The organism is Flavobacterium cupreum, assembly GCF_003996965.1.
Lineage (GTDB): Bacteria > Bacteroidota > Bacteroidia > Flavobacteriales > Flavobacteriaceae > Flavobacterium > Flavobacterium cupreum.
In genome coordinates this window covers 1-279 of the sequence record NZ_QWDM01000260.1, presented here as the reverse complement: position 1 = coordinate 279, position 279 = coordinate 1, and the positions used below count along the sequence as shown (strand labels likewise).

Below are 279 nucleotides of genomic sequence, written 5' to 3'. Positions count from 1 at the left end.
CCATTTTCCCGTACAGGAATGCGAGGTTATTGAGCGTGTTGGCTACCGCCAAGGTGGATTTCCCCTGCTTTTCTTGGAGGGTTAAGCCACGTTTTGTCAACGCTATGGCGGTTTCATAATTGCCAGCATTTCCTTCCCCCGCTCCCACGTTCGCAATCCCAACGGCGAGACTAGGATGATCCGGTCCGAGCTCGCGCTCCATGGCCACAAGGGCGCGCTTGTAGTAGAGCAAGGAGTTGGTGTTGTCGCCGCTTCGTGAATAAACGGAGCCGACCTGCC

Annotated in this window: 1 protein-coding gene; it reads right to left on the bottom strand. The window is 55.9% G+C overall.

Annotated features, from left to right (window positions below; genetic code table 11):
• Positions 1–279: tetratricopeptide repeat protein (locus D0817_RS27360; protein WP_134737823.1), on the bottom strand; the 279-nt coding region annotated here is incomplete at both ends.